The 23401-nt window shown below is 70.2% G+C and carries 25 protein-coding genes and 1 pseudogene; 12 read left to right on the top strand and 14 right to left on the bottom strand.

The features are described from left to right. The first annotated feature begins 1261 nt into the window (after positions 1-1261). Positions 1262-1921: a MarR family transcriptional regulator gene (locus IEY78_RS32395; RefSeq protein WP_189104455.1), complete on the top strand. Its 660-nt coding sequence runs from the start codon at positions 1262-1264 to the stop codon at positions 1919-1921. Next, on the top strand, positions 1915-2331 hold the full coding sequence (locus IEY78_RS32390) for a hypothetical protein (protein WP_189104453.1): 417 nt from the start codon (positions 1915-1917) through the stop codon (positions 2329-2331). Before IEY78_RS32395 ends, IEY78_RS32390 begins: the two co-directional genes overlap by 7 nt. 139 nt (positions 2332-2470) lie before the next feature. On the opposite strand, the gene IEY78_RS32385 is transcribed toward IEY78_RS32390, so the two are convergent. Both IEY78_RS32385 and IEY78_RS32380 read right to left on the bottom strand, forming a co-directional pair. After that, entirely contained in the window at positions 2471-2773 is a 303-nt protein-coding gene (locus IEY78_RS32385; RefSeq protein ID WP_189104451.1) for a hypothetical protein, read from the bottom strand. Positions 2774-2880: 107 nt separating this feature from the next. Further along, the gene (locus IEY78_RS32380) at positions 2881-3039 is read right to left on the bottom strand and encodes a hypothetical protein (protein ID WP_189104449.1); all 159 of its coding nucleotides are present in this window, start codon (positions 3037-3039) and stop codon (positions 2881-2883) included. 777 nt (positions 3040-3816) lie between these two features. Here IEY78_RS32380 and IEY78_RS32375 point away from each other — a divergent pair. Continuing rightward, the gene (locus tag IEY78_RS32375; RefSeq protein WP_189104447.1) at positions 3817-3990 is read left to right on the top strand and encodes a hypothetical protein; all 174 of its coding nucleotides are present in this window, start codon (positions 3817-3819) and stop codon (positions 3988-3990) included. A gap of 157 nt (positions 3991-4147) precedes the next feature. Then, complete coding sequence (locus IEY78_RS32370) at positions 4148-4510, top strand: hypothetical protein (RefSeq protein WP_189104445.1); 363 nt, start codon at positions 4148-4150, stop codon at positions 4508-4510. Between the two features lie 244 nt (positions 4511-4754). On the opposite strand, the gene IEY78_RS32365 is transcribed toward IEY78_RS32370, so the two are convergent. From IEY78_RS32365 to tap, 6 genes are all read right to left on the bottom strand, one after another. Then, on the bottom strand, positions 4755-5015 hold the full coding sequence (locus IEY78_RS32365; RefSeq protein WP_189104443.1) for a hypothetical protein: 261 nt from the start codon (positions 5013-5015) through the stop codon (positions 4755-4757). Then, on the bottom strand, positions 5012-5317 hold the full coding sequence (locus IEY78_RS32360) for a DUF6247 family protein (RefSeq protein WP_189104441.1): 306 nt from the start codon (positions 5315-5317) through the stop codon (positions 5012-5014). The genes IEY78_RS32365 and IEY78_RS32360 overlap by 4 nt, the downstream gene beginning before the upstream one ends. A 128-nt stretch (positions 5318-5445) precedes the next feature. Beyond that, on the bottom strand, positions 5446-6366 hold the full coding sequence (locus IEY78_RS32355) for a hypothetical protein (RefSeq protein ID WP_189104439.1): 921 nt from the start codon (positions 6364-6366) through the stop codon (positions 5446-5448). 145 nt (positions 6367-6511) lie between these two features. Next, on the bottom strand, positions 6512-7072 hold the full coding sequence (locus tag IEY78_RS32350; RefSeq protein WP_189104437.1) for a hypothetical protein: 561 nt from the start codon (positions 7070-7072) through the stop codon (positions 6512-6514). A 14-nt stretch (positions 7073-7086) separates the two neighbouring features. After that, positions 7087-7644 (bottom strand): telomere-protecting terminal protein Tpg, encoded by a 558-nt coding sequence (gene tpg, locus IEY78_RS32345; protein ID WP_189104459.1) that lies wholly within the window; start codon positions 7642-7644, stop codon positions 7087-7089. 89 nt (positions 7645-7733) lie between these two features. Beyond that, entirely contained in the window at positions 7734-9839 is a 2106-nt protein-coding gene (tap, locus tag IEY78_RS32340) for a telomere-associated protein Tap (protein ID WP_189104435.1), read from the bottom strand. Positions 9840-9973: 134 nt separating this feature from the next. On the opposite strand from tap, the gene IEY78_RS32335 reads away from it, so the two are divergent. The 3 genes from IEY78_RS32335 to IEY78_RS32325 all read left to right on the top strand — a co-directional run bounded on the left by IEY78_RS32335 (position 9974) and on the right by IEY78_RS32325 (position 11801). Then, the gene (locus IEY78_RS32335) at positions 9974-10666 is read left to right on the top strand and encodes a hypothetical protein (RefSeq protein ID WP_189104434.1); all 693 of its coding nucleotides are present in this window, start codon (positions 9974-9976) and stop codon (positions 10664-10666) included. 460 nt (positions 10667-11126) lie between these two features. Beyond that, on the top strand, positions 11127-11306 hold the full coding sequence (locus tag IEY78_RS32330) for a hypothetical protein (RefSeq protein WP_189104432.1): 180 nt from the start codon (positions 11127-11129) through the stop codon (positions 11304-11306). A 159-nt stretch (positions 11307-11465) separates the two neighbouring features. Then, complete coding sequence (locus IEY78_RS32325; RefSeq protein WP_189104430.1) at positions 11466-11801, top strand: hypothetical protein; 336 nt, start codon at positions 11466-11468, stop codon at positions 11799-11801. Positions 11802-11968: 167 nt separating this feature from the next. Here IEY78_RS32325 and IEY78_RS32320 read toward each other — a convergent pair whose 3' ends face one another. Then, complete coding sequence (locus IEY78_RS32320) at positions 11969-12649, bottom strand: hypothetical protein (protein WP_189104428.1); 681 nt, start codon at positions 12647-12649, stop codon at positions 11969-11971. 129 nt (positions 12650-12778) lie between these two features. Further along, positions 12779-13051, bottom strand: coding sequence for a helix-turn-helix transcriptional regulator (locus tag IEY78_RS32315; RefSeq protein ID WP_229700312.1), 273 nt, complete (start codon positions 13049-13051; stop codon positions 12779-12781). Positions 13052-13188: 137 nt separating this feature from the next. Between IEY78_RS32315 and IEY78_RS32310 the strand changes: the two genes are divergently transcribed. Beyond that, positions 13189-15027: a zeta toxin family protein gene (locus IEY78_RS32310; protein WP_229700311.1), complete on the top strand. Its 1839-nt coding sequence runs from the start codon at positions 13189-13191 to the stop codon at positions 15025-15027. 707 nt (positions 15028-15734) lie between these two features. Continuing rightward, positions 15735-15938 (top strand): zinc finger domain-containing protein, encoded by a 204-nt coding sequence (locus IEY78_RS32305; protein WP_189104426.1) that lies wholly within the window; start codon positions 15735-15737, stop codon positions 15936-15938. Between the two features lie 25 nt (positions 15939-15963). On the opposite strand, the gene IEY78_RS32300 is transcribed toward IEY78_RS32305, so the two are convergent. Continuing rightward, on the bottom strand, positions 15964-16290 hold the full coding sequence (locus IEY78_RS32300) for a hypothetical protein (RefSeq protein ID WP_189104425.1): 327 nt from the start codon (positions 16288-16290) through the stop codon (positions 15964-15966). 131 nt (positions 16291-16421) lie between these two features. On the opposite strand from IEY78_RS32300, the gene IEY78_RS32295 reads away from it, so the two are divergent. Together IEY78_RS32295 and IEY78_RS32290 are read left to right on the top strand one after the other, a co-directional pair. Then, positions 16422-19106, top strand: coding sequence for an ATP/GTP-binding protein (locus IEY78_RS32295; RefSeq protein WP_189104424.1), 2685 nt, complete (start codon positions 16422-16424; stop codon positions 19104-19106). Between the two features lie 81 nt (positions 19107-19187). Then, the gene (locus IEY78_RS32290) at positions 19188-19823 is read left to right on the top strand and encodes a hypothetical protein (RefSeq protein ID WP_189104423.1); all 636 of its coding nucleotides are present in this window, start codon (positions 19188-19190) and stop codon (positions 19821-19823) included. Between the two features lie 29 nt (positions 19824-19852). Here the strand turns inward: IEY78_RS32290 and IEY78_RS32285 are convergent, their stop codons facing one another. The 3 genes and pseudogenes from IEY78_RS32285 to ku all read right to left on the bottom strand — a co-directional run bounded on the left by IEY78_RS32285 (position 19853) and on the right by ku (position 22592). Continuing rightward, positions 19853-20128 carry a hypothetical protein gene (locus IEY78_RS32285; RefSeq protein ID WP_189104422.1) on the bottom strand — a complete coding sequence of 92 codons (276 nt, stop codon included), beginning with the start codon at positions 20126-20128 and terminating at the stop codon, positions 19853-19855. 491 nt (positions 20129-20619) lie between these two features. Next, positions 20620-21444, bottom strand: a complete 825-nt coding sequence (locus IEY78_RS32280; RefSeq protein WP_189104420.1) for a DUF3800 domain-containing protein — start codon at positions 21442-21444, stop codon at positions 20620-20622. A 374-nt stretch (positions 21445-21818) separates the two neighbouring features. After that, positions 21819-22592 (bottom strand): annotated as a pseudogene (ku, locus tag IEY78_RS35205) (non-homologous end joining protein Ku). 82 nt (positions 22593-22674) lie between these two features. On the opposite strand from ku, the gene IEY78_RS32265 reads away from it, so the two are divergent. Beyond that, positions 22675-23019 (top strand): DUF6233 domain-containing protein, encoded by a 345-nt coding sequence (locus IEY78_RS32265; RefSeq protein WP_189104416.1) that lies wholly within the window; start codon positions 22675-22677, stop codon positions 23017-23019. The last annotated feature ends 382 nt before the right edge of the window (positions 23020-23401 follow it).

Raw genomic sequence — 23401 nt, 5'->3', positions numbered from 1 at the left:
CCCGCGGAGCGGGATATGCCCCGGCAAGCCGGGGCATAGAGCGCGAATTACGCAAGCGCAATTCGGATTTCCGGCGCAAGCGCCGGAATGGAATTCCGTAAACGGAATTCCCGAGGGAATGCAATTCGCGCAAGCGCGAATTGGGGCACCCGCGCAAGCGCGGTCGCCTTGGCTGGCTACGAGAGGAGGTGCATCACCCGCCAGCCTGCGTAGTTACTGGGAATCGCAGCCACCACCCCACAACGAGAGTGACGGACTGCCGGCCTGGCAAAGTGCCGGCTCGCGGTGCAGTGACGGGTTCCGCTGCGCTCCACCCGAACCCCTCCCCTGCCCCAGAATCAATGCGTTCACGTTCGCTGATGCTCCGCCAGCATACACGCCAAACTGTCACGATGGGACGAAGCGTGTCGTTGCATCACCCGGGCGAGCGAACGCATAGGCAGCGCGATGCATCACGGATGCCAACTGTGTAGCGTTTGGGTCCTGGTGCCACCACCCCTAGCCACGGTCGAATAGTAACCGGAAGAATGCAGAATTGGGCGTCGTTGAATAGCTCAGCCACAGAACGGAAGCCCGATATGGGAACGTTGGAATTCAAGGTACGGAGGCACCGGAGCCGGATGGCCCCTCGGGCCATCCGGCGGAACGCTCCACCGACCCCGGCCACGCTTCGATGGTTGGGAGCCTCACGGCGGGGCACCGCCCGAGACTCAGAGTCGATGGTGGCCTCAACGGCGCGCGCAGGAGCAGCTGAGCCGCACGCGAGGCCGCCTGAGCCGCGGAACCCTCCGTGCGCAGAGGCGGGAGGTCAGTGTGGACCGGGTGGCGGCTGTGAGCTGGAGAGGTCACGGGGTGCGCACTTGGTGGCTTGGCTGACTGGTGCCGTCGGAGGCGGGGGCACCCGAACGAGCGGGAGCCCTGGTGCGGTCCTCGCGCGCGCGTGCGTCTTAAGGAAAAGAGGGCACCTCGCGAAAACATGCTCTGACCTGGGCTTTTGCGGAAGGGGATGTGTTGGCCCCGACACATTGACCTGCGGAAATGTGTCCGTGGTGCCACGTCGACACCCGTATTTGCCAACCCTGCTTGTACAAGGGCAGAACGTTGCTGGTGAGGGATGTTTCCCCGGAGACACGGCTCGAATGCATGGTGTCGGCGCCGACACCAAAGCGCCACGCCAGCGTGTACAAATCTGCCAACTGAGCTTGAACAACTGTTAGTGTCCGGCGCGACCCCCGCAAGATCGAGGACAGGACCACCGTCGATGCCCCGCCAGCCCAAGCGCCCCACCGCCGGCCGCGGCAAGGGCCGGATCGCGGCCGTTCCGCCCGGTGGTGACAGCGCCTTCCGCGAGACGCTGTCCTCCAAGCTGGGTAAGGACATCAAGCCGCCGACCCGCAAGCGGTCGGTGCAGCAGATGGACGTGAGCGTCCGGTACACGTACCGGGCGCCTCACGACATGTACGGCCGGTCGGGCTACAGCGTGGTCTCCAACGACTTCTTTGCCGACGTTCTGGCGGTGCTTATCGCCCAGCACGGCATGTCACCGATCCAGTCGGCGGTCCTACTGTGGTGCATCGGCCGGCAGCGCGAAGGATGGCTGCGCGCCACGCACAAGAAGATCGCCGACAAGCTGGGCGTGGAGCGGTCGAACGTGACCCGGGCCATCGGCCGCCTGGAGCAGTGGCACATGATCCAGCGTGTGGACAGCGGGTTGATCTTCGTGAACCCGATGCTCGGGTTCGAGGGCAACGGTGACCGACAGCGCGAGATCCTCAACGCACTGCGCGACGAGGACGGGAAGTTGCCCGAAGATGTCTTCCCAGCGCTGAACGCCCCGCGGCCACCGCGCAGCGTGCAGCTGGAGCTCGGTGTCGAAGACGAGGAAGATGAAGTGGTCGACGAGGAGGGGCGGGCATGCTGATCCAGGCGAGCGCCGGTTTCGGAATGCTGCACCGGCTGGACCTCACCAAGGCCGCGCAGGACCTGCTGAGCGTGATGGTCGACTGCCAGGAGGCCGGGGGTGAGGTGAACGCGTCCCAGGCCGCGCTGGGCGCTCAGGCGGGTCTGTCGCGGAACTCAGCGAACACCGCGATGGCGCTGTTGGAGAGCCGGAACCTGGTGCTGCGGCCCCAGGATCGGAAGTACCGGACCTACTACCTCCACCCGTACATCGCCTCGTACGCCTCCCAAGAGGAGTTGGAGGAGGCGGTCCAGGATGCTGCCGAGCGCATCGCCGATGGCGAGCTGCCCGACATCACCGCACCGCTGTACGAGACCGCACCGCCCAAGCGCCAGAGTCAGCCGCTCCGCTCCGTTCGCGCCGCCGGATAGCGCCGCCGTGATCACCCCCGGGTGATCGCCGCCCGACGAATGTGCCCCTGCTGCACCTTCCTGTGCAGCAGGGGCACATTCGCGCGCCCGACCGGCGCGCACCAGGCGCACATCGGTCAGAGCACGGTGTCAGGGGGGCTTAGCCATTTCCCTCGGCTTCGAGGCGCTTGAGCATCTCGCGCTTGGCGTCGAGCGCCGCAGCTTTCGCGGAGATCTCAGCGGACCAAGCGGCAAGGTCCACGGCGAGCTCCATCTGCGGTTTGCCGGTGTGCAAGTTGCTCTCGCGGTACTTGGCGTGGACGCCGAATCCCTTGCCGGCGCCGTATGCGAGTTCCATGTAGGAGTCGGCGATGCCCATCATGGCGCCGCCGAGACCGCTGAGTTCGAGGCCGATTTCTTCCCGCAGAGTCTCGGCCGTGATCTTGGGATTGCTTTGGCTCATGGACTCATGCTTGCAGTCGCCCGGACACCGCACCGGGCTTTTGCCTGCCCGCGGGCACCTCGTCTAGCGGGGAAGGCGGGCCACACGGGGCCAGACGGGATGGCGGCCTACAAGACGGTTCCGTGCAGGGCGCGGCGGTCTCCGGTCAGGGCGTAGCGGCGGGCGGCGAGGCCGTGGTCGAGGGGTTCGCCGATCTCGTGGCACAGCGGCGCCAGGACGTCGGCGGCCGCGATGTCGGACACATGGGCCGGGGCGACTTCGAGCATCAGTTCCCCGATCGCGTACGTGCTGGCGGCGAGGTCGTCGACGACGCGGCGCAGCTCGGTGAGGACGGGGTCCGCCGGCGCATCGGCGGGCGGTGGAGACGGGGCGGTGCGGATGTCGCGGACAGCCTCGCGGACGACCGCGCACCGTCGGCTCGTCGAGGGCCTGGCGGCCGCTGTGGGCGAGCGTGGCGAGGCGGCTGGTGATCCGGTCCGTAACGTCGCTCGCGCGGGCGGAGACGGCGATCAGGGCCCGCTGGGACAGCCCGTAGTCGAGCGCGGCCGCGCTGTCTCGCGTGTGAGACGTCTCGGTGCCGGCGGTGACGGCATCGTGGATCGCGGTGAGGGAGCGGGCGACGTTCAGGAGCCGGTACGCCTGCGCGCGGCTGATGCCGAGCTCGGCCTCGCAGTACGACTCCCACGAGCTCATGCCCAGGACGCGCCAAATGCGGGCGGCGTGCGCGTCGCGGACCCGGGCGGCGAGGACCGCCACGGAGCGCCGGACGTCGTCCATCGCCTCCCGCAGCCCGGCCGTCATCTCCCGGGCCTGCGCAGCGGTCAGCGGCGGCCGTGCCGGTTCGGCGAGGTCGTCCTGGTGCCGGTCGTGCTCGCCCACACCTCCATCGTCCTCCGCGTCGGCGGACGTGGCCAAGGCCCGCTTTGCCGGTGATCTTCACGACCAGGGGGTTCTGCGGCCACTGCCGTGCCTGGCGGTCGTTGAGCAGGACAGAAGCACGCCGGCGCAAGGCTCGGAGAACGATGGACGCCGAAGATCTTGAGATGACCGAATGCGAGGGCCCCCGCTGTGAGGGCGTCAGGGATCTGCTCGTGCACCTGCTGGCGGCGCATCCACTGGTCACGCAGGTCGGGGCGATCACGAAGTACCGGGGTGACGCCGCGCTCGCGGTGGAGATCGGTGGCATCGACTTCGAAGTCCTCGTCGAACCAGCCTGAGCTCCCGCGTACCCGGGAATCAAGGTGGGCGGTTCACCGCATCGGGGGACAACGCTGGCCTGGAAGGTCGGAGAGCATCGCGTCTACCTGGAGAAATAGGGTGAGCCTCGCGCTCGGCCTGGGGGCGGAGGCGGGCGGCGCACCTACGCTCCTCGCCATGAGTAGCGAGACGGATACCGTCCAGGTGGACCCGCGGCAGTTGCCGGCCGAGAGCTTCACCGACTCCGACATCGCCAGAATCCAGCTGGTGTCCGCGATCGAATCCGCCGCGACGCAGCTCGGCCAGTACGCGCAGATGCTCGGCGAGGACTTGGCGCAGGCCGGCGACTACGTACGTCGGGCGGCAACCCTCCGCAGGCTCGATGAGGTGGTGAGGCAAGCGGTGATTGCCGAGCGGGTCCGGGGGACGAGCTGGGAGACCATCGGAGGCGCCCTGCACATGAGTGCGGAGGACGCGGAGGGTCAGTGGGGCAGTTCGGAAGCAAGCTGGCGTCGTGAGACCCGGGCAACTACCTGCTAGCGGAAAAATCCGGGGAGCTACGCTGCGGGCGCCGACGAGTACATCACCTCGGACAAGCCGCACCAGTTCAGCAGTGAAACGCGGCGGCCGTTGTCCGCCTCGTTGGACGCGGCCGCTCATCTGACTGGCCGTGACGTCGTAGCAGCGAATCACACGTTCGCCGGCAGCGCCTGCACGCACTGCTCGCCCTGATCTCAGCGTTAGCGCCTCGCCCTGGCAGATGTGTGCTGGGGCTGTCAGGTGGCTATCCGAGCCAGATGATGTCCAGGACGGACAGGCGCCGGGTGAGCTCGTTGATCACGTAGACGACGGAGAGCTGTCCGACGGAGGCGGCGCGGACGTCCTCGCCTTCCGGGTCGCCGGCGTTCCACTGGGGCCAGCCCCATGGGGAGCGCACCGCGAGGTCCAGGACATCGCGCACCATCTCCTTCGCGGGCGCGGTGAGGTCCACGAGCACCTTCGCGGCCTGCGGGGACAGGCGCACCACCCACGGCTGATTGGTCACTGGCGTGCGCCGAGGACGTCGTCGAGGTCCACGAAGCCGCTCTCGTCCCGGCCGGAGTCCAGATACGTGTCGACGGCCGGGGCCGTGGCGAGGCGCACCTGCCAGGCGCGGACGACGTCGTGCAGGGGCGTGAGGGTGTAGCTGTGGCGGGAGTCTTCCAGGGCCTTGGCCCAGTCCCGCTCGAAGGCCGGCACCCACTGCTCTGCGCGGGCGCAGTCGCGCAGCTGGGCGAGGAGTTCGGCCGGCGCCCCGGGTGCGGGGGCGTAGGGCGGGACGGGGGCGTGGTCGGGCTGCGCGCTCATCGGCTGGTCCTCCCGGCGGGTCGTACCGCCACGGTACGCGCGATGACGAACGGTAGGGGCCGGGATGCGCCGATCCCCCGCCACCGTTGAGCCGGGCCCCGCAGGGCCCAGCGCAACGTCGGTGACGGTCACTCTCCCCTCTGCCTGTGCAGGGTCACCGCCGCCGGCACAGGCCCGGCCAACGGCTCGTCGAACATCCGGTCGGCGCGGCCGGGCGGGACGGGGCCGGGCCGGCGGCCGTCCGGGGTGATCTCGCCACGCCAGGCCGCGGTGAGGGGCTCCAGCTCGACGACCGGGTGGTGCCCTTCGGGCAGTGGCCAGAGTGCCTGCTGCTCCTGGAGACCGGCGCGCAGGGCGTAGAGGTCCGTCCAGCGCCAGATCATCACGGTGAGCCCGGACAGGGCCGCTTGAAGGAGTTCCGCGCCGCTGCGCGGGTCCTCGGCGCCTTCGGGGACGCCCTTGGCGCGGGCGGAGACCAGGCGTAGCAGCGGGTCGGTGATGACGAGTCCGTTCGCTCCGCCCAGGACGGTGATGCGGGCGGCCGCCGGGGCCCGGCGGACGCCGGCGGGGGTGTGGCCGCGGTCGGTGTAGTCGACGTGCAGCACCCCGAGGGGCTGCTGGAGCAGGTGGCGGGCGGTGCGGACCGCGGCCACGCGCTCGCGGCGGGCTTCGTCCTGCCGGATGCGCAGGGTGTGGATGTGCCAGCAGGCCGGGCACAGTGCGCCGTGCTTGTCCGATACGGCCGGGGCGCGGTCGGGGCGGGCGCCGCAGTCCGCGCACGTCCGGGTCTGTGAGGAAGTCTCAGACCGTGCGCGGGCGGCGGCCAGCTGGGCGGCCGTCGAGGAGGTGGGCGTCGACTCGTCGATGCGGTAGAGGGTCAGCGTCGCGCTCCGGCCGATCCCGTCCTGGCCGTCGACGGTGGCCGCGGGCGGGCCGGGCTGGCGCGGCAGGTCCATGGTCTTGAGCTGGGTGGCGGTGGCGTAGATGCCGGCGGGGACGTCGCGCCAGGACGCGAAGTGCGTCCGGGGCGCGCGGTCGGTCGGTGACATTTCAGCTCCTGCGGTCGAATGCGGACGGACACGGGTGCCCAGGACTCTGGTCTGGGGAGGCTTGAGGGACACTGATGGGCGGCCCCCGGCAGCTCGAATGCCGGGGGCCGCCCTGTTGCGGTCGGGTCAGTGCACCCCGCTGGGGTCAGGGGCGCACGCTGCGTGCGACGGCCTGTGCGTGCTGGCGCAGCGGCGTGTCCTGCTTCTCCCAGGTGGCGCCGAGGTAGTTGAGGAGTTCGGCCACGGCCCGGTCGCGGCCGTCGGGGTTGCTGGTGAGGAGCCGGTCGGCGGCGTAGGCGACGTCTTCGGCCGGGGTCGGCAGGTCCCCGTGGCCGGCGTCGGGGTCGACGTCCAGGGCCAGGAGGTAGCGGTCGCCGCTTCGGGTCTGGACGGTGATGGTGTCCTCGCGCGGGTGGTCCGGGGTGGCTACGCAGAAGTCCGGGTGGTTGAGGATCGCTGCGGCGACGGTCTCGGTGAGCACCGGCTCGGGCAGGATGTCGTCGGTGGTCGGCTCCGCGTCCTGCAGGGTGAGGGCGTAGCCGGCGCCGGCCCGGGTGGCGAAGGTGACCGTGTCGTCGCCCGGCTCGGCGTGGGCGCTGAGGATGTGCGGGCTGCCGAGCAGTGCGTCGGCGATGCGGACGGCGTCGCGGTCGGCGTCGATGAGGTGGTCCTTGTCGCGGTCGATGGCCGGGAATTCCGTGGTCATGTATTCGCTCCTAGTCAGTAATCCAGATCAAGGTAATCGATGTCGTTGATTTCCACGTCTGAGAGTCCCATAGCGCGGCCGCCGCCGTCCTGAAAATACACTTCTTTAAATCCGTCGGCGATGATTTGGCGCATCTGCTGGTCGCTGGACCCGGCGTCGCGGGCGTCGAACAGGCGCTGGGCGTACTCCGCGGGGAGGTGCACGGTCAGTCGCCGGAACCGGCCGTCGTCGGTCGTGTCAGGGCCGGCGGTGTAGCCGAAGCGGGCCCTCGTCTCCACCGTGATCCCGCCGGTGGCCGCGGCCTGGCGCTGCCGGCGCTTGCGGACCTGCGGCTGCCAGCGGGTACGCACAGCGGCGTCGATCTTCGCGGCGATCTCCTTGGGCGGGTGCTTACGGTCACCCTTGCGGTAGCGTTCCACCGACCGTTGGCTCACGCCCAGCTCCTGCGCGACGGCCCGGGTGGTCTTGAGCTGCCGGAGCAGGTAGCCGATCTGGCCCTTGACGGTCTTGGGCGGCTCCCGGGTGAACGCCTCCCGGTCGGCTCGCTCGATGGCGTCCTCGATCTCTCCCAGCATGATGCTCAACTCCCTTCAGAATTGTCGGTGTTGCGGCTGCTGATGGCGGATCCGCCATCAGCAGCGGACGGGCCGGTGGGGGCGGCCTACTCGCCGTCGTCGAGGACGGCGTCGCCGCCCTTGATGTGGCGGGCCGGGTTGAAGCCCTTCTCCATCAAATCGACCGCCCAGGACATCTCCTGGACGCCCTCCAGCTTGGCCAGGCCCGGCGTGGGGCCGAGGCGGAACCCGCCCGGCTGCGGCTTGCCGGAGGCGGCGTACGGCAGGAAGTCCAGCGGGCTGCTGCCGGGGCTCGGGTAGACGACGCAGTCGGACAGCACGGCGAGCGGGAACCGCCCGGTCATCTTCGCCATGTTGTTCAGCTTGCGGTGGATGTTGACCCGGGCCTTGCTGATGACGGCGGCGCGGATGTCGGGGCGCCAGGTCGGGCGCTGCATGGCCGGCCACGGGTCGCCGTCCTTGTAGCCCTTGCCCTGCGGGTTCTGGAACAGCTTGCCGATGCCGCCCTTGACGGTGCCCTTGATCGCGGCCAGCACCGCGGCCATCGCCGGGTCGACCTGCTTGTGCTGCTCCATCGCCGCCAGGAACGCGTGGTCGTCCAGGTCCTTGGTGACGCCGAGGTCGGCGAGGGTGTCGACATACGCAGCCTTCAGCCGGTCGTGCCACGGGTCCAGGTACGCCCCGGTCTCCCGCCGCAGATACGCCTCCAGCGGCTCCACGTTGTAGCCCAGCTCCTGGGCGTAGGCGACGGTGTGCGTCTGGTACCAGGCCGGTCCCGTCGGCTGCTCGCCGCTCGGCGTGAACGGCGAGGGCAGGCGCGGGTCGATCTCCACGGGGGACAGGTCGACCAGCCACGAGCCGGGGATCTTCGGGTTGAACGTCGGGGCGTGGAAGTGGTCTGGGGCGGAGAGACCGACGGTGAGCCGGGCGGCGGCCGCGAGGAAGGCTGTGTTGAGGTCGAGGCCGACCGCGTAGGGGAGCAGGCACTCCTCATCGGTGAGCGTCGCCACAGGCCGCACCCACTGGTACGCCTCCTCGTTCAGGAAGCCGCCCTTCCAGCCGGAGTGGAAGACCGCGGGGTGCTCGGGCTGGCCCTCCGGCGGCGCCGGGTCCATCGGCTCCGTGCCCAGCGAGCCGGGGTTGTGGCCGGAGACCCAGTTGCCGGTCTCCTCATCACGCACCGGGCGGGTGGGCGGGCGCAGCGCGGTCATCAGCTCCAGGCCGTTGACGGCCGTGCCGCCGCGCGGGGTGATGACGCGCTGGGCGTAGACGCCGAGGACGCGGGCGACTTCGGCCGGCGCCATCTCCGCCACACCGGGCCAGGAGCGGGAGTCGAGGGCGTCCCACGACAGGAGCGCGAGTTGCACGCACTGGCGCTGACTCCCGGTGGCCTTGCGGTAGATGCGCGCCCACGGGCCGAACCCGCGCTGGGTGAGCTGCCACTTCGCCTTGGTGATCTGCTTGACGACCGGGTGGTCCTCGTCCAGGCGCAGGGAGCGGCGCTCCTGAAAGCCCTCCAGGCGCTCGGGCAGCCCGAGCTTCACCGCGGCGGCCGCGGTGAGCACGATCAGCGGGTCGCCGTCCTTGCCGTGGCGGTGCAGCTTGGCCGAGCCGAGGCCGGACTCCTTGAGCGTCCACTCCACCAGCTCCACCACCGTGGTCGCCGGGCAGTCCAGCACCAGGCCGTCCACGCCGTACGCGCTGCCGTCGCCGTCCAGAACGGCGAGCGGGCCGTGCGGGAAGCGCGGGTCGGTCGCGGGCGCGGCGGCCTTCTTCGCCGCCGGGCGCCGCGACGACGCCGGACGGACAGGGCGCTCCGCGGCGACCGGGGCGGCGGGGGGCTCCTCCGGCGCGGTGGCCTGGGGCGCGGCCGGGCCGGCGAACGTCTCCGGCGCCGGCTGCGGTGCGGCAACCGGAGTGGGCGCGGCGGCCGGGGCGCCGTGTGCGGGGTGCTTCGCCGCCCAGCCCTTCAGCAGCCGCTGGTACGCCTCCAGACGCGGCGACTTCGGCTCGGAGCGCCCGTTCTCGTAGTTCTTCACCGTCTGCGTCGTCGTCTGGAGTGCGCCCGCGAGGCGGGCCTGGGTGATGCCGGCGGCCTCGCGCAGTCGGGCCCGCTCCGCCGGGGACGGCAGCTGCGGCTCCTCTTCCAGCAGCGCGTCGACGTTCGCGAACAGCTCTTCCTCGGATGCCATGTGGGTCTCCCTTCCCGCCCAACCCTAGCACCTCTTACCCCTCTTCTTAACCTAGTTTTTTAACCCTTGCGTAAGAATTTCACTCGACACCTGCTAGTTGTCGTGTTGTTCACTCGTGAACTAGAATCGGTCACATGGCGAACGAAGACATGTGGAACGACACCGACGGGGCCACCGAGGAACGCGTGGCCTTCCAGGCCCGGCTCAGAGACCTGGTCCTGAACGAGACCAACCGGCGCAGGCAGCGGGCCCGGCTGGCGCCGGTGGCCAGCCCCAACACCCTCAATCCGACGTCACCGGCCGCCAAGGAGCTGCACCTGCAGCACCTGGCCGTCGCCATCGAGGCCGCCGCCGAGCTCGGCCCGATCCTCACCGAACTGGTCGACGGCATCGCCGAGCGGGCCGGCCGCGCAGGCGCCGGCTACCCCGAACTGGCCCAGGCCGCCAGCCTGAACACCCGCCAGGCGGCCCGCCAGCGCTGGCCGAAGGCCGTCGGCACCGGCTGGCGCCTCTACACCCTGCGCCACGGTCTCGACGGCGCCGAGGTGGCGCGGTTCCGTAGCCGGGAGAAGGCCATCAACCGCGGCCGGTACGCGCTCCTGCAGGGCCAGATGAACGCCAGCGGCGACTACGCCGCCGTCGTCGTCGACAACTTCGACGACGTCATCTGGGCATGCCACTTTGACCCCGCCACCTACGACCTGGCCGAGACGGCACTGCCCGACGACTTGATCACCGCGCCCGCCCAGGACAGCGACCAGCACGCCCCCTGGGTGAACGCCTGGACCACTCACGTCCACCGCGCCACCGGGCAGTCGCGCACCTGAACCGGACAAGCGCCGGCCGGCCAAGGGGTACTTCACCATTGAGGTCGCCGGTCGTCACCCTGCCTCGCACCGGCTGACGGAATAGCCTGTGCCGCAGGCCATCAACGGGCACTCCGCCGGTACTCGCGCGGGCAGCCCATCCGCACGAGGGACGATATTGAGCCACGTTATGAACGGATTTCTCAGCTCACGGCCGATCTGCGGGGATCAGAACCACAAATGATCAAGAAACTCGCAGGTCAGGCGTCTATAGGTCAGCTTCTAGAAAAGTCCGAGCGCCGGAACATCGCACGCCAGGAACGGTGTTCGGCGTTGTGGCCGACGGCGGCCCCTAACGGCGTCAAGGCCAGTTTTGGCGCCCTAATGTCGATGTCGAGACGACGGAGGCCGCCCTGCATGGCGGCCTCCGAGGACGTCCAAAACCCCATCGGTATGCGTTCGACAAGGAAGGACTCAACTCATGGAACCACAGATCTGGCGCAGCATCAGCGTCAGGTGGAGGCGTCCCCATGCATCCGACTTCATTGTGGCGGGAGCGCTCTACTACCTGCTCTACCTGCAGCCGGAGGTTCACAAGCTCGTCGCTGCCGCCGTGTGGATTGCCGCACTCCGCTGCATCCGGATCGAGCGGACTGTCTGAAACACCATGGTCCAGGCAGGTCCCTGCCGCGCGCCGACAGGGGCCTGTCCCGTCTGCCGGCCACGTGGGTCTCGCCGTCCCACCGGCCGGACGCGCGACCCGGGGGCCGGGGCGAGGTCAGCGGTACGCTGCGCCCACCCCGAACCGAGGAACAGCAAGATGACGAAGCGCGGCCTCCCCCACCCCGAGCACCTGCGCCTGGGCCAGGTCCTCTCCGGCGTGCGGACCCAGTTGTTGCACGAGCATGTCGCGTTGCTGAACGCGTACCCGCAGACAGGGCCGAGAGCGTTTCCGGCAAAGCAGTTGGAAGTGGCGATCGAGGCGCTGGATGCGGCACGCCGGGCGCTGGAGAATGCCGTGTTCGAGGAGCACCCGGCAGTGGCCGAGGTCTACGACTACTTCCCGTACGGAGAGCATCGGGCAGAGGTAGTGGTGCCGGAGAAGCCGGGCAGCAGTACGGGCCGGGTGCCCTTTGGCGGTAGGGCCGTGAGGTAGCCGGGGAGTCGGTGAGGGCGCACTCGAAGGCGTCGAAGGAGCGGCACCGCTCGTCGAGCGGACGGCCGCAACCGGCTGACCGCGCATGCGGGGCCGGCGGTCCCTGGGCGGGCTGGATGACCTATCGATTGCCGGTGCTGGACAGCACGATTCCGCCGTGAATCGGCTCAGGTGGCGGTGCGCTCCAAGGCTGCGGCGGCCGCGCGGGCGATCTCAGGGTCCGCGAGGATCGCGGCGGTCACGTCCTCGGCTGTGGGTCCGGATGCTTGGGCCGGCACGACGCGGCACACCCGGCCCTCCAGCTCGCCGAGGGCAGCGATGCACGGGTCGAACTCGGCTGTGTCCTCAGTCAGATCGCGGGCGACCAGCTCGGCGCACAACCCGGTGAGGGCTGCCCGCAGGCTTGAGAGCACCTTCTTCATCTCCTGCGGTCGCCTGGCGGTGGCCAGGTTCGGGTACTTCTTCGTCGGCTTGTACGCCTCGTTCAGGCGCCGCACGACGGCCTGGACATACGTTGCTGTTTCGTAGAGCAGCTCGTCAGGGTCGCCGAGGGCGAGGAGGGGGCTGTAGTCGCCGCCCTCGACTCCCTTCGCCATCTGGCGGTTGATGCCGAACTCCCGCAGCCCGTAGACCGTGGCCACCCGGTCCACCGAGTGGACCAGGGTGCGGTTCGCATCCGTATGCGACTGGATCATGCGGCGCACGGTGCCTCGCCGCTCCGCGGCCGTGGTCTCCCTCTCCTCCGCCGTCAGAACCTGGTGCTCGGCGCCGAGATTCTCGAAGGCGGTCAGGAGTTCCGCGGCGACGGTACGGAGACCGTCGCCTTCGTCGGGGAGCTGCTCGGGCACCGTCGATCCTCCGGCTCGTCGCTGCGGCACAGATTCGCGGCGTCGCATGCGACGCCGCGCCAGGTGGTCGCGCCGTCGCATACAACGCACAGCAGTCCAAGGGGACACGGCAGAGGTCGCGACAATCACCTAGGTGGCTCCGCCCGTCGTGGGAGGCGGGTACTGCTCGGCCCAGCCGTTCAGCAGGTACTGGTAGGCGGCCAGGCGCGGCGGGCGGGGGGTCGTGCGGCCCGTCTCCCAGCCGTTGACGGTCTCCCGTTTCGTCTGCAGAGCGGTGGCCACGTCCTGCTGGGTCAGGCCGGCTGCTTCGCGCAGCCGCTTCCGCTCGGCCGGCGGCGGGAGCAGCGGGCCACGGGCCAGCAACGCCTGGGCACGCGCGATCAGTTCTTCTTCCGTGGGCATACAGCGACCTCCTTCCCGCAGACTACCTCGAAACCCACACTCAACATCACGCTGAACATCACTTTGGATTTAACTTTATAGCTAACACGTGTGTATGATCGCGCTCCGTCTGAGCCAGTCCGTTCGTGGAGGAGCATGTGAGCTCGCCGCACCGCCCCCGTCCCGTGTCGCCCCCGGCGCAGCCCGCGGGGCAGGGGGCCTCTGGCGACTGGTCGGAGGAGGTCCTGGCCGGCACCGTCCTGCCCGGCGTCCTGGACGGCGCGGTACCGCAGCCGGATCCGGCGCGGCCGGTGGTGGTGTTCGTCGCCGGGCAGCCCGGCAGCGGCAAGACCATGGTCGTCGACCTGGTGCACGCCGCGCTGCAGCGGCGGGGCGGCGCGGTGCGGGTGGATCGCGACGCCTACAAGGCCGTGCACCCCCACTACGGCGCCTTCGTCGCCGAGGACGTGCGCACGGCCGGGGTGCGGGTGCGGCCGGAGACCTACCGGTGGCAGTCCGACGTCGAGGCCCGGATCCGGGAGGGCCGCTACGACGCGGTGGTGGAGGCGCCGCTGGCGCACCCGAGCGAGTTCCTGGCCGGGGTGGCGGCGTATCGGCAGGCGGGCTACCGCGTCGAGATCGTGGCCCTGGCCGTGCCCGAGGCGGTCAGCCAGCTCGGCATCCTGGACCGGTACCTGCGCCTGGCCGAGGAGGGCCGGGCCCGCTTCGTCTCCTGGGACAACCACGACGCCTGCGCGGCCGCGCTGGTCGACACCCTCCGCACGGTGGAGAGCGTGCGTCTGGCCGACCGGGTCCTGGTCGTGCGGCGTTCCGCCGAGACGGCTCTGGAGGCGGTGTACGCCAACGAACTCGGCGCCGCCGGGCAGCAGCTGGCGGGCGCGGCGGACGCGGTGCTCGCTGAGCGCAGGCGCCCGTGGGGGCCCGCGGAGACGGGCCGGTTCCGGCGCCAGCTCGCCGACGCCGACCGGCGTCTTGCCGATCCCCGGCTGCCGGCGGATTGGTCGCTGGCGGTGCGCCGCGACGCCGAGCGGGCCGCCGCCTGCGCGGAGCCGGTCCGCCGCACCGCCCAGCCCCGCCGGGAAGCGCCCGGGGTCGACTACCACCGGCTCTCCGCGGAGGAACACCGCTGGATCTTCGACGAGTTGATCGCCCCGGGACTGCGGATCACACCGCAGGAGCGGCCCGTCGCGGTGTACGTGGTGGGGCAGCCCGGCGCGGGTAAGACGCGGGCCGCTCAGATGGTCCGCCGCACTCTGCGAGACGCGGTCCACCTCAGGGGCGACGACTTCAAGTTCCACCACCCGGACTACCTGCAGCTGCTGCGCGAGGAGCCGCGCACCGCCTCCGAGCGGATCCGCGCCGACTACCGCGCCTGGCAGGCCCAGGCCGAGGCGTACGTCCGCGAGCGGCGTGGGGACGTGGTCATCGAGACCACCCCGACCAGCGCAGCCGGCTTCCTCGCCGGCGCGTCCCTGTACCGGCAGGCCGGCTACCGGGTGGAGCTGGTGGTCCTGGCGGTGCGCGCGGCCGACTCCCGGCAGGGCACGGCCGCCCGCTATGCCACGCTGAGCGGGCGGGGCGTGCCCGCGCGGTTCACCACCGCCACCGGGCACGACAGCTGCTACGCGGTCTTGCCCGAGGTGGTGGCGATGACCGAGCAGCTGGCCGCCGTCGACGAGGTGCTGGTGATGCGTCGCGACGCCCACCCGCTGTACCGGAACACGCTGGACGGCCAAGGACGGTGGGCGCGGCGCCCGGCCGCCGCGCTGGCCCTGGCCGCGGAATGGGCGCGCCCCTACACCGCCGAGGAAGCCGCTCGGTTCTGGGCCGTCCAGCGCCGGCTGCACACGGCGGTCCCGCAGTATCGCGACGACCTCATCGCGATCGCCGGGCTGGCCTGCCCGCTGATGCCCGCCCGGCAGCCACGCCAGCTCCACACAACCGCCCCCGCAGCCGCCTTGCTCATGCCCGCCTAGGTGTGTGTCTCGCGCGAGGACTCGCGCGGCCCTTGACACTGACGCTGCTGCTGAACCGCTACGCTCATCCCAAGCGTTTCGAGCGCTGTTCTTTGTAGCCGGTGGCCGGAGCGCCTCGCGCTCCGGCCACCGGACTGCGGCCATAATCAGGCCGCATGCCAGTCACGAAGCCCAAGGCGACACGCGTAATCGCGTGGAAGCGTAACGGTGCACCGCGCCGCCTCGATGTGCCAGCGCAGCACTTGAGCAAGACCGTGGAGCTGTTGCGTACGATCGATGGCCCCCAAGCTGCGGAATTGGTCGAGGAGTTCAGCCGCGGTTTGCGCATCGCGTGCTTCTGGTCCTCCCCCCGCCGGGCGCCGTTCACCGATCGGCCGGCCTGGGGCCCCTGCGGACGGGTTGTCGATCACCCGTCCCAACGGTGCGCCGAGCACACCTGGCCCCCGGCTGACGGAGCAGTCGATCCCACGCCGGATCGCTGCGTGGCCACACTCGATCAAGAACTCGATGAGCACCACTGGGTGAAAGACTCCCAGGGGTTGCGCTGTCCCTACGAGTGTAGGGAGGGCAGCGACAGGTGCCACCACCACGACCCCCGGCCCGAAGAGCTCTGCTCCTTTCCGCAGCTTGACCAGGATGGGGCCCCCTGCCCTGTTCCCGAGGCCATCTACCCGTGCCGTACGCACCAGCGCGAGAGAGGACAGGCGTTGGCGACCGCCCTCGTCGATCTCGTACTCGCCACCACTTGCAGACAGTGCGCGGCCACCGCATCCGACACCTGCGTCACTCGTTCCGGACGCCCCGTCGACCCCCACAAGGTGCGTCTCGTCGACGCACAGGCCACCGACGAGGGAAAAGACCTCGCCGAGAAGATCGAGTTCTACGGGGCGAGCCACCGGTTTGCCATCTGATGTCGGCGGACGGTGACTCACCCGGCTACGACTCGGGCCGCGGTTCGGAGACGTCCAGCCCCTTGAGGAGCTCGGCGTAGAGGGCGGCGATACGGGAGATCTCCTCGGGCCCGGCGTCGTTGAGCCGGGCCCGGTCCTCCACGCACTTGCGCTGCTGGCTCATCAGCTCCTCCAGGCGTTGCTGGTCGCCGGCGCGCCGTGCGAGCAGCAGCTGCCGGTTGTAGGCGGCCAGGACGGCACCCACGATCTCGTGTGCCTCTTCAACGCCGACCTGGTCGCCGGCCGGGCCCGGGGCAGGGCCCGAAGATGAACGCGGATCGGGGGCGGAGGACGAGGACGATGCGTCGTGCATGGAAAAGGCCACCTTGGGGTCGTGGAACATCGATATAGGGCCATTGTCGGCGGTGGGCTGAACCGGGACTGTGGCCGGCCGCGGTGCGCGGCATAGATTTGCCTCGCAGGTGATCACTTTGTGGGGGATTCATGGCCGACCTTCGTGCGCTGTTCAGCTCCAACGACCCCGTAGGGAGCAGCGAGGCGTTCACCAACAGGGAGGGCCAGTGGAACCTCGTCGCCTCCGCCCTCCAGGAGCACCTGCGGCACACCGCCGACCCGGCCTTCGACGTCGAGGACCTCGAAGCGCCCCGCAACAACGTGCTGGTGTTCCACGGCGTCGGCGGCATCGGCAAGACGACGCTGTCGCGCAAGCTGGAGGCCTCGCTGGCCGATGCCGGGGACCGGCCCGCGCAGTGGGGTGCTCCGGCCTGGGCCGGCGAGCGGATCGTGCCGGTGCGCATCGACCTCGCCCGCTCCACCGGAACTGACTTCGAGCAGATCGTCCTGGCGATCCGGGCCGCGCTCGCCGAGCTCGGCCGCCCCCTGCCCGCCTTCGACGTCGCGCTGCGCCAGTACTGGGAGCACCAGCACCCCGGCGAGCCGCTGGAGGAGTACCTGCGCCGCGGCGGGCCGGCCTCCCGGTTCGGCCGGGCACTGCCGCAGCAGATGCAGTCCGCGCTGTCCGACGTCGCCCAGGCGCTGCTCCTGCCCGGCACCGTCGGGTCCGCGGTCGGCCAGGTGACCGGCTCCCTCGTGCGGGCGCTGCGGGAGCGGCGGCAGACCGTCCGCGCCCTGGCCGGGTGCGCGAGGCTGGCCGACCTGCTGGAGGCCGAACCCGACCTGGACACCCTGTCCTTCTACCCGCACCTGCTGGCGTGGGAGCTCGCCCAGCTCCCGGCCGGCAAGAAGGTCACGCCGGTGATCTTGCTGGACACCTTCGAGGACACCGACGACCGCCACCGTGACGCCGAGCGGCTCCTGCAGCGCCTGGTGTGGCTCATGCCGAACGCGTTCTTCGTCATCGGCGGCCGCAACCGTCTGCAGTGGGCCGACGACGCCCTCCAGGGCCAGCTCGACTACACCGGCCCCGCCGCCTGGCCCGGCCTGGCCCCCCGCGCGGCGCAGCCGGCCCGGGCCGCCGGGCAGGGCGGCGCCCGCCAGCACCTGATCGGCGACTTCTCCGAAACCGACTGCGACACCTACCTCGCCCACCGCCTCACCCAGGACGGCACGCCGCTGATCGGCCCGGACATCCGCGCGGTCATCACCCAGCGCTCGCACGGCCTGCCGCTCCACCTGGACCTGGCCGTCGCCCGCTTCCTGGAGATCCGCCGCACCGGCCGCACCCCCTCCCCCGCCGACTTCGACCACACCTTCCCCGCCCTCATCGCCCGCACCCTGTCCGACCTCACCACCGACGAGCGCCACGTCCTGCGCAGCGCCAGCCTGCTGGACGCCTTCGACCTCGACCTGGCCACCCAGGCCGCGGGGCTGGCCCACCAGGCGGCCGCCCGCAGGCTCGTCGAACGGCCGCTGGTCACCCAGGATCCGTACGCGATCTGGCCCTACCACCTGCACGGCGCCATCCGCACCACGCTGCGCACCGCCGACGACCACACCGAGGACCGCTGGACCCCCGCCGACTGGCACCGCGCTGCCGAACGCACCCTCGCCGCCCTCGGCCGGCAGTGGCACGGCGCCGGCGGTCGCGTCACCGGCCGGGCCCTGCTCGTGGCGTGCCTGCGCCAGGGCCTGCGCCTGGCCCGCGACCACCGCCTCGACGACCTCGGCTGGCTCACCGACGCCGCCTTCGCCTACACCGACGACTCCATCTGGGAACCCCTCGCCCCAACCACCCACACCCCCGCCTCGCCCGGTGCCGAGCCGCAGGCGGACCCGGACACCCCCGCCGACGCCCTGGCCGAGCTCCTCGCCGCCATCACGCGCCGCCAGCACGAGCACCGCGCACGCACCGCCGAGCGCCTCACCGCCGTCCTGGACACCGGCCTGCTGTCCGGCGAACTCACCGACCTCTCGCTGTACTACCGGGCCAAGGCCCACAAGGACCTCGCCCGTACCGACGAAGCCCTCACCGGCATGCGCCAGGTTGCTGAGGCCGGCGGCCGGCTCGCGCCGCGCGGCCGCCGCGGCATGGCCAATCTCGCCCGCATCCGCGGCGACTTCCCCACCGCCCTGGCCGCCGTCCCCGCCCTGGGCTGGAAGGGCCGCCACCACCGCGTCCTGGGCCACATCTGGTTCCCCCACGGCGACATCGAGCGTGCCGCCGCCGCTTTCGAGGCCGCACGGGCCGAAGCCGAGCAGCACGATGCCCCGGGCGAGCGGGCCATCGCCCAGACTCTCCTCGCCCTGGTCACGGCCTTCGCCGACCCGCTGCGCGCCGACGACGAACTCGCCCTCGCCCACCAGTACCTCGCCTCCCTGGACCAGCGCGCCACCACCTTCTACGCCGCCGTCGCGGCCCTCGTGCGCGATGCCGGCACCGACGGCGACGTCACCGACCGCGCCGCCGCCCTGCACGCCGAGAGCACCAGCGCCGGCCTGCCCTGGCTCACCCCGCTCATCGAAACCGCCGTCGCCTTCCACCATGCCGTCCGCGGCGCACACGACGACCTCGCCACCACCATTGACCGCCTGCGCGAGGTGACGGCAGACGGCGACTTCGCTTACTACGTCGACATCGCCACCGCCATGGGCGACCAACCCCAGCACGCTGGCAGTGCCGTCCGGTGGATTGACGACGCGCACACTGTCCGGGAGCACTGGCACGGCTTGATCATCGCCCGCCAGGACCACCTGCGCGGAACGCAGTAGCGGCAACGGACAACGCGGGGCGCCGCCGTCCCGAGGATGCTGGCCGCGCATCTTCAGCGGTGTTCTGGTCGTTTGGTAGGCATGGAAGACACCCGTCAGCTCGCCGAGCTGGCTCGCTGCATCGAAGAGCACAACAGCATGTCGCGCAGGGCGCGCGAACTCTTCGCTCGGACACAGGAGACCAGCCAGAAGATCGGCGACCTCGTTAACGCTGCTCTCAGCACGGGCACCTCCTGGACGGAACTCAACCGTCTACTGGCAACCGTGGAAGACGCCCCGCCTCCAGGGGCCCTCGTATCGCACCACTCACCTGAGCCGGCGCCCTCCCTCGCGGGAGACGTGACCACCGCCGAACCTCAGATCCCTGCCCAGGCCAGGAACGCCAGTGCCCCCTTGTCTCGCGCGAGGACCGAGCAGGAGGGCGTTCCGTCGCTCCTTGTCCGCGCACACGCTGTCGTCTCCACCACCCCGGAGAGGGAGATGGCGTCGCGCGACCTGGCAACCGCGCTGGGACACAACGTGAATGCCATCGGAGGGGACCTGTGTGCGCTGCTGCGGGAAGTGGGAGTCGTACGCCCCAACAACGGCAAGATCAACGCCCGCTACGAAAAGCTCAGTAACCGGCTACCGGGCTTCACCGCAGACTGCCTGAAACAAGCAATCGACGCCTACAGCGCTCGGACGGCAACACCCGCTCTCCCCGCGACCGGCACGTAGACACGCCTGGCCGGCCGGGCCGGACCGGGTCAGCTGGCGGCGTCCGGGGTGATCCCCTGCGCACGGGGAGAGCGGACAGCACACACTCGATCGATCGTGTCCAGACGCTGGGTGATCGTCCGCTCGCCCGGCCCGCCGACGACGTCGGCCAGGGGCTCGATCTCCGCGTCCAGGTTCCGCCGCCGCTCGTGGGTGGTCGCCGTTTCATCCGCGTCCACGCCGCGCCCCACCACCGCTCCACCCCTGACCTGGAAAACCTCGGCCGCCGCCACGCCCGCTTCAAATTCAGCCTCCACGACCTGCACGACCGCCTCGCCGGCGCCGATGGTGGGATGACCAGGACTTCGCCGACTACGGACTGAGCCCCGAGCAGACAGAGGACCTGCGCGCCTGGGCTCTGCGCTAGGCCGGCGACCTCGCCACCCGGCGCCACTCCGGAGAAGGCCCGCACGACTGACAGCAGCGAAGAGATCAGCGCTCCGAGAACCCGAGTCGCCAGGAGCGCAATGGAAATGGAATGGGCCTGCACCTGGTCCCCCGGCGGCCTCGATGGGCAACTGAATCGCTCAAGCTCAACTTCTCCTCAAGAACTAGTGCGATTCCGGCAATCGGAGGAGTGATTGAGTGGTCAAGAACGGGGTTCGGCAGGTGAGAAACGGGCTGTGACGGGTAGGGTGATATCACGCAAGAGCCCCTAGGCGGGCTGCCGGGAATACGGCCGGAACCAGGGAACTGGATCCCTCCACCCTCAGAGGTGGTTGTGGCCCCCGGGAGTCCCCCCGGGGGCTTTATGCATTCACAGGTTCTTGAGGTCCGCCCACCAGGCACGATCGGTGACGAAACGCTTATCCCCGATGACCTTGATCCCATAGCCCAGCAGTTCGCCGCGCGCCGATCGGCGCAGCTGGTGGCTGATCTTCTGCAGGTTCGCCGCGCAGGCGGTGTCCTGGGGGTGCCCGCTGAGCGCGCTGTTGAGCAGGCCGGCGTGGACGTCGGCGAGCTGAATGCCGTTACGCATGGTGTTTTCCCAGGTGGGCGGCCATTTGATGTGTTCCCAGGGGACGCCGTAGGTCTCGCCATTGCCGCTGCGTACCTGGTCCAGGTAGCTCACGCAGTCCTGGTGGTCCATGTGCTTGACCTGGCCGAGCCGGACTATCGCCAGGCGCTTCCCGCCGGGCCATTCCCTGGCCAGGTGAGCGACACGTTCCAGAAGCAGCCTGGTCGTGAAGTTGTAGAAGACGCCCTTGTCCCGGCGCATCTCGTTGTCCTGGTTCAGGGTCGCCTTGTGCGCGATCACGTGGATGACCCGCGCCGTGGGTATGGAGGCGAGCGCCTGCGCGGCCCAGCTGCGCCGCTCGGGGTGCTTGGGCTTGAAGTGCTCGACCCAGTGGATCGGTTTGAGCGGTTGCTGCGGCTGGCTTCTGTGGACGAGGGCGCGCAGGCCACCGGCGGTGTAGGTGACCGTCCACTCGTCTTCCTGGGGCACCACTAAGGCGGTCATGGCGAAGAACGGCGACTGGGCTTGGGACCTGTCGCTGAAACCACGGTCGCCTGTCTCGTCGACGTAGACGTGGAGCTTCGGCAGCTGACCGAAGTGTTCGGGGACGTGGAAAGCTGCCATCAGGCCCGCCGGGGGCGGGCGTAGACCGGGCGCGGCATCGCACCACGGTGAGAGTGCACCACGGGAGCTGGTCTCCTTTGTCCTGCCCGACGATCCAACGCCGGGTAGCTCTACGTTGTTACCGGCCGGTCACTCCCAGCTACCACCCGGTTGGATGACCGTACACCCGATGGTCGACATGTCAGCAATGCATATGTACAAGGCCAGTTGGCCTGCTGTCTTGGATCAAGTCGCTATGTCGTCAGCTCTGCGACGAGTCGGGCTGTCCAGCGGTCATACCTGTCGCGCACGGGTGATAGCGACTTCGACCCCGTCCAGACGGTCGATACCGCCGGCCAACTCGGCCCCACTCCGCCACGGCCTTCGTCCGGGCCTCACCTACGGTGCTCAGCACGGGCACGCCGGGCATCGCGAACGGATGCCTCCAGCGCGGCCATCAGGTCCACCGGCTGCTGCGGCTCGCTCGGCGGCAGCGCCCGGTCGTCGGCCGCGAGGGTGTCGATCAGGACGTTCAGCGCCTGGGCGTAGTCGTCGTGGAGCTCACCGATGTCGACGCCGGTCATCTCGTCCATCAGCAGCTCGGCGAGGGCCAGCTCCCGGTCTGTGGTCGGCGCCGGGCTCGATAGGTCGCCGGGGTCCCGGATCTCCTCGGGCCAGTGCAGCGTGTGCAGCACCAGGATGCCGGCCCGCGGCCGCAGGACGGCCAGCCGCTCGCGCGACCGGAGCGCTACCTTGCACACCGCCAGCCGACCCGAACGGGCCAGGGTTTCGGCCCTGAGCGCGTACGGCTTCTGCGCTCAGGGCCGCGGGCGCCCACCCAGTACGAGCGGGCGTACGCAACGGATCTACAGCGGCTTCGCCCACAAGCCGGTGACGTCGATCCCCCGCTTCGTGGGCAGGGGCAATGCCGCCAGGCCCTCTTCCCGGAGAACCACCGTGCGGCCGTCGGGTGCCTCCCAGGCGTGGGCTGTCTCCTCCGGCCCGACCTCCATGCCATCCAGCTCGCAGACCCGCCGGTGACGAATACGGCCTCCATCTCGGCTATGCACGAGATGGAGGCCGGGTCCGTGATCCTCAGCCGCCGCGAACAGGTCCACCGGGAGGGCGACCGGGCCGAAGGCGACCGTGCCCTGCCAGAGCGATCGCATGCTCCGACGGTACGCACGGTCCGATTCGAACGCCGCCACTCCGCAGCCATCCGAGGGGCGCCCCACGCGTAGAATCGAACGCATGAGCGACACCTCTCCTCTGCCGGACGACGTGGAACGGCTGACGGTGATCGCGACCTACCTGCAGCTGGAGCTGGAGCGCGTTCACCGCGCTCTCGCGCGGGCTCAACAGCGGGAGCAGGAGGCCGCCCGTCAGGCTGCCGCTCGCGCTGCGCCGCCGCCGGACTGGACGGTGCAGATGAACGTGGGTGCCGATCCGCGGCCTGTGGCCGTTCACCATGGCGATTGCACTGTCGGGCAGCCGCGGGTGCGGCCGATCAGCCGTCGTACGGCCATCGAGGCGCTGACCGCGGGGGTGGAGGCGTGCGCGCTGTGTCGCCCGGACCGTGAGCTCCAGATCGAATAGAGCCCCAAAGAGGAATGCGTCTCGCGCTCAGTGGATTATGTCGCTGAGAAGAAAGGTTCCGCCGTGACCACACCCGCCCCCGCACCGTCCACCGTGAGGCTGTCCTGCCCGCCCAAGGACGTTGGACGGTGCGCGACGTGCCAGCAGCCCTGCCACCGTTACGGGCACGGCGGCAATCCGCTGTGCCCGACATGCCGCGCCGTAGTCGAAGCTCGGCGGGCTAAGACGTCAGCTTCGGTGTAGACGGTCCCGACGCCCCGGCCTTCGCCGGGGCGCCCTCATCGTTTTAGGCGAAGGCCAGTTCGCGGAAGGTGTTGCGGATGTCCGTCAGGGGCTGGCGGTCGCGGGTGTAGTAGAGCTTGTTGGTCAGCAGGATCGCCCA

The sequence above is a fragment of the Streptomyces kronopolitis genome (assembly GCF_014646275.1).
GTDB lineage: Bacteria > Actinomycetota > Actinomycetes > Streptomycetales > Streptomycetaceae > Streptomyces > Streptomyces kronopolitis.
The sequence above is the reverse complement of the archived record's forward strand: the minus strand, read 5'-3'. Positions and strand labels throughout refer to the sequence as shown.

Coding starts and splice junctions, on each gene's coding strand:
- IEY78_RS32315 (WP_229700312.1), bottom strand. CDS start 13,051: ATGCCCACGGAAGAAGAACTGATCGCGCGTGCCCAGGCGTTGCTGGCC.
- IEY78_RS32390 (WP_189104453.1), top strand. CDS start 1,915: ATGCTGATCCAGGCGAGCGCCGGTTTCGGAATGCTGCACCGGCTGGAC.
- IEY78_RS32380 (WP_189104449.1), bottom strand. CDS start 3,039: ATGCTCGAAGTCGCCCCGGCCCATGTGTCCGACATCGCGGCCGCCGAC.
- IEY78_RS32350 (WP_189104437.1), bottom strand. CDS start 7,072: ATGACCACGGAATTCCCGGCCATCGACCGCGACAAGGACCACCTCATC.
- IEY78_RS32360 (WP_189104441.1), bottom strand. CDS start 5,317: ATGAGCGCGCAGCCCGACCACGCCCCCGTCCCGCCCTACGCCCCCGCA.
- IEY78_RS32395 (WP_189104455.1), top strand. CDS start 1,262: ATGCCCCGCCAGCCCAAGCGCCCCACCGCCGGCCGCGGCAAGGGCCGG.
- IEY78_RS32295 (WP_189104424.1), top strand. CDS start 16,422: ATGGCCGACCTTCGTGCGCTGTTCAGCTCCAACGACCCCGTAGGGAGC.
- IEY78_RS32265 (WP_189104416.1), top strand. CDS start 22,675: ATGAGCGACACCTCTCCTCTGCCGGACGACGTGGAACGGCTGACGGTG.
- IEY78_RS32280 (WP_189104420.1), bottom strand. CDS start 21,444: ATGGCAGCTTTCCACGTCCCCGAACACTTCGGTCAGCTGCCGAAGCTC.
- IEY78_RS32325 (WP_189104430.1), top strand. CDS start 11,466: ATGACGAAGCGCGGCCTCCCCCACCCCGAGCACCTGCGCCTGGGCCAG.
- IEY78_RS32375 (WP_189104447.1), top strand. CDS start 3,817: ATGACCGAATGCGAGGGCCCCCGCTGTGAGGGCGTCAGGGATCTGCTC.
- IEY78_RS32370 (WP_189104445.1), top strand. CDS start 4,148: ATGAGTAGCGAGACGGATACCGTCCAGGTGGACCCGCGGCAGTTGCCG.
- IEY78_RS32335 (WP_189104434.1), top strand. CDS start 9,974: ATGGCGAACGAAGACATGTGGAACGACACCGACGGGGCCACCGAGGAA.
- tap (WP_189104435.1), bottom strand. CDS start 9,839: ATGGCATCCGAGGAAGAGCTGTTCGCGAACGTCGACGCGCTGCTGGAA.
- IEY78_RS32290 (WP_189104423.1), top strand. CDS start 19,188: ATGGAAGACACCCGTCAGCTCGCCGAGCTGGCTCGCTGCATCGAAGAG.
- IEY78_RS32355 (WP_189104439.1), bottom strand. CDS start 6,366: ATGTCACCGACCGACCGCGCGCCCCGGACGCACTTCGCGTCCTGGCGC.
- IEY78_RS32385 (WP_189104451.1), bottom strand. CDS start 2,773: ATGAGCCAAAGCAATCCCAAGATCACGGCCGAGACTCTGCGGGAAGAA.
- IEY78_RS32330 (WP_189104432.1), top strand. CDS start 11,127: ATGGAACCACAGATCTGGCGCAGCATCAGCGTCAGGTGGAGGCGTCCC.
- IEY78_RS32300 (WP_189104425.1), bottom strand. CDS start 16,290: ATGCACGACGCATCGTCCTCGTCCTCCGCCCCCGATCCGCGTTCATCT.